Source organism: Paenibacillus sp. 01T422 (assembly GCF_056398785.1).
The window spans coordinates 1-3,872 of record NZ_JBFTQB010000634.1 but is presented as its reverse complement, the minus strand read 5'-3'; the positions used below and the strand labels follow the sequence as shown (position 1 = coordinate 3,872).

6 protein-coding genes are annotated in these 3,872 nt (G+C 44.8%); all 6 read left to right on the top strand.

Translation table 11 applies throughout. From position 1 onward, the window contains the following. Nucleotides 1-187 (top strand): hypothetical protein (locus tag AC1DUA_RS27765; RefSeq protein WP_477502839.1); only part of this gene is annotated, 187 nt, incomplete at its 5' end. A 42-nt stretch (nucleotides 188-229) separates the two neighbouring features. Continuing rightward, entirely contained in the window at nucleotides 230-478 is a 249-nt protein-coding gene (locus tag AC1DUA_RS27760; RefSeq protein WP_445559111.1) for an AbrB/MazE/SpoVT family DNA-binding domain-containing protein, read from the top strand. Nucleotides 479-498: 20 nt separating this feature from the next. Further along, on the top strand, nucleotides 499-846 hold the full coding sequence (locus tag AC1DUA_RS27755; protein WP_477502838.1) for a hypothetical protein: 348 nt from the start codon (nucleotides 499-501) through the stop codon (nucleotides 844-846). Between the two features lies 1 nt (nucleotide 847). Then, nucleotides 848-1,855 carry a hypothetical protein gene (locus AC1DUA_RS27750; protein WP_477502837.1) on the top strand — a complete coding sequence of 336 codons (1,008 nt, stop codon included), beginning with the start codon at nucleotides 848-850 and terminating at the stop codon, nucleotides 1,853-1,855. Between the two features lie 11 nt (nucleotides 1,856-1,866). After that, nucleotides 1,867-3,039, top strand: a complete 1,173-nt coding sequence (locus AC1DUA_RS27745; protein ID WP_477502836.1) for a metallophosphoesterase family protein — start codon at nucleotides 1,867-1,869, stop codon at nucleotides 3,037-3,039. Continuing rightward, nucleotides 3,036-3,872: AAA family ATPase (locus tag AC1DUA_RS27740; RefSeq protein WP_477502835.1), on the top strand; the 837-nt coding region annotated here is incomplete at its 3' end. The genes AC1DUA_RS27745 and AC1DUA_RS27740, both read left to right, overlap by 4 nt.

Here is a 3,872-nt window from a genome sequence, read left to right as displayed (position 1 = left end):
AGTCAAGCCGGCCGCGGAAGATTGGGTGCGTGGAGAAATTGAAGCAATTGAGAAGGAGCTCTATGAAACAAAAAAAGAAGCAGGCACCGGCCAGGGTGACTACTTCAAGTTTACGGCTTTAGAAAATAACATTGATTTCAGTATACCTACTGAAGGGCGCCAATTCAAGGACTCATTTTTGCCTTAAATCTATGAATCTATCAAACAATATTGAGAGGAGAAACAACGAATGTTGAAAGCTACTGGAATCGTAAGAAGAGTTGATGAGCTTGGTCGTGTGGTAATTCCTATTGAGCTACGGAGGAATCTAGGTGTTGAAATCAAAGATCCGATTGAGATCTTCACGAACGGAGACAGCATTGTATTAAAGAAATATGCACCGGGTTGTGTGCTTTGTACCAATATCGAAAATGTGAAGCCAGGTCCTGGTGGCAAGTTAATTTGCGTTAGCTGCATTAGTCAAATTCAATCTATCTAAAATTATTGGAGGTCTTTCAAATGAATAAACAATCGATCATTGAACGTTTACTGGTGTTGCCGGAACTGATCGCAGCTGCGGAGATTGCATTAATTGGAGCACAAAATAATCTGAATTCTGCTCGCACTGAGCTAACACATAGGGAGGATGGCCTCTACCTCGGAGTTTTTGAAGAAGAGGGAATGATCATAGATGGTAAAAATGCAGAGATTCGTAGTGCACAGCTTCGGAGATTTTCGGCAATTGAACGAAACGAAGTGGCTCGGACCGAGCATCTGGTGATGGAATTCCGGTATCAACTGGATAAGTTGAAAACAGAACTTAAAGCGTTGCAGTCTATTGTGGATTTGCTTAAGGGGGCGGCGTAATTTGAACGAAGTCACAGTCATTCAGCCTCAAGCCCCTGGCGGACAAGCCGGCGGTGGGGCAATCATTGATTATGAATTTGGTAGTGCGACAGATCTGCGGAAGAAGTTGGCCGATATGAAGCAAAAGCTTAACCTGACTAAAGAGTTTTTCCGTGAGGTTATGCAAGAAGGCGTTGACTATGGAATCATTCCTGGAACGGACAAGCCAACTTTATTGAAGCCAGGCGCTGAGGGGCTATGTGAGTTCTATAACTTTGCTCCGACAATTGCTAGCAAGGTGGAAGATAAAAACTTTGAGACCGGTTATTACGGAGTGGACATCACGATTCGATTAATTCATCGTGGATCAGGCGCCATTATTGGTGAAGGCGTAGGACATGCTAATACGTTTGAAAGCCGGTACCGCTGGCGCTGGGTGTCAGATAAGGATCTTCCTAAAGGAGTAGAAAAGGAAGATCTAGTTAGTAAAGAACGTTCCGGAAAATACGGCAAGTATCAATCATATCGGATGGAAAATGACGACATGCACTCCATCTGGAACACAGTCCTTAAGATGGCTAAGAAGCGCGCGCTTGTGGATGCCACCCTTGCTGCTACAAGATCCAGCGGCATTTTCACACAGACAGAGCAAGAGCTGGAAGCATATCTAGCTGGTGAAGATCCAGAAGGAGATGGTGAAGGTCAATCACAAGCTAAGGCCCAGCAGCAAAATTCGCAGAGTGGTAGCAGGCAAACGGGCAGCCGAAATTCGGGGGCAGGCAGCTCCGGACAGGCTGGAAATGTTGTTCAGAAAAATCGAGTGCTTGATCTAATGAAAAAGGCTTCATTAGATTGGAATTCTCTAGCGAAGGAAGCGACGATCGCGCTGAATCGTGAAATTAAGAAAGTTGTTTCGGATATTCAGTCGGATGCGGACTGGAAAGCGGTAGGGGATCATCTCGAATTTTTGATTGCTGCTAGTCAATCCGAGCAAAAAGAAATGAAGTTTGATATTCCTGAGGACTTGTGAGGTGAGAAGCATTGAAAATAGCCCATGTTGCAGATAGTCACTGGGGACTCGGTTATCCGGGTCCGGATCCTTATGCACGTTTTCAGGATATAACCAAAGTTATGGATTGGGTCGCTGATAGGATTATTGAAGAAGAATGCGAGGTTGTACTTTTTGCTGGTGATGCATTCAAGGATGCCCGTGTGTTTATTGATCGAGCAACCATCGAGATTGCTGCATTTACGCAATGGTTAAGGAGATTAAGTAATGCAGGATGTAAGGTGGTCGTCATTAGTGGAACACCTTCACACGATGCTATATCTGCTTACGAGATCATTAAGGAAATGAACATTCCTAATACTACAATCTTCACTTCCCCAGGCAGGCTCGTTCTTGGGCCTGCGGGTAACGAATTATCGATAAGTTGCTTGCCGGGTATGAATCGCAGCCAGTTTGCCACTCAAGAGGAGTTCAAAGATTTACCCCCAAATGAGTTTCATCAGAAGATGACGGAATGGATTTATGAGGAATGTTCTAGACTGGTTTCCTATAGTAAAGGAACTAAGCTACTGATGTCTCATTTAACGTTTGACCTGGCTGACACAGGCTTTGAAGATGTACTGCTGATGAATGAACCTATTTTGACCGACGAGGCTGCTCAGTTGTTCGATCTGGTTGCTCTCGGCCATATCCACAGGCCGCAGCAAGCTGGGAGGAATGTCTTTTACAGCGGAGCACCTGAACGGCATAACTTCGGTGATGAGAAAACGAAGCCGGGCTTTTGGATTCATACGTTAACAGCGAATCAAACATTTGCATCAACATTTATTGAAACCCCATCACGTCGATTTAAAACCATTGATTGGTGCGATATGGACATTGAAGCCTGGCTAGATGGGCAAGTAGATGAGTTTTTAACTGTTAAGGATGCCATCGTCCGTGTGCGATATAGCTGCAGCGAGGTCCTCCAGAAACGGTTTGATCGTAGAACTTTAGAAAAATCTCTTTATGATGCTGGTGCTTTCTATGTCCATGAGATTAAAGCAGATGTTGAACGTTCGGACCGGGTACGAGACGTTGATGTAACGGAAAGCCTTAGTCCCCAAGTGGCGTTGTCCAAATGGGGCCAGAACCAATCCGTTGAGGCTGCGGAAATAAGCGAGCTGCAGGCATTAACTGCTGAATTACTGGAGGCGATCGTATGAATCCATTAACGCTTGAATTAATTAATTTTCGTGCTATCCCATATGCCAACATTGATCTAACAGATGTTACTATCGCGGCGATCTGTGGTAGAAATGGTGCTGGGAAGAGCTCGGGATTCACTATGGCACCAAGATTTGCCTTGTTCGGTGATGTAATCGAGGGTGTGAGCATGGATGATCTTGTAAGGCGAGGAACGCAGGAAATGGCCGTGACATTTACTTTTGAACATCAAGGAAGTAATTACCGGGCCATTCGAACTCGGTCACTTAAAGGAAATGGTAAGAGTACCTTAGAGTTTCAACAACAAATCGGTGCCAGGTGGGAAAGTAAATCTGCAGAGAAAATCAAAGATACGGAGGCGGTAATCCGCAATCTCCTGAATCTAGATGATGAGACGTTCACAGCATCCAGCATGATTATGCAAGGTAAGGCCAATGAGTTTACGGCTAAATCAGCTGGTAAGCGTAAAGAGATCCTGCAACAGATACTGGGACTTAATATTTATGATCGTCTGCAGGACGCTGCTAGGCAAAAGGCAGCAGGGCTGCATTTGGATATTGAGAAGGCCAAAGACAAACTAGCCGGGCTTGATGAGCGACTAAAACTGAAGCCATCAAAGGCCGAGTTGTTGGAGAGTTTGAATCAAGAAACGGGAGCAATGAAAGCATTCATACTCGCTAAAGAAAACGATTTGAGACAACAGCAAGAAAAGATTCGTGAGCTTCAGACCAAAGCTGAAAAGGCAGTGGAGCTTAATAAACAATTGAATTTAATTTCCAAGGAAATCGCGCCGTTCGACATTGAAAGAGAAAGCCTTGTCGCAAAGCTAGGG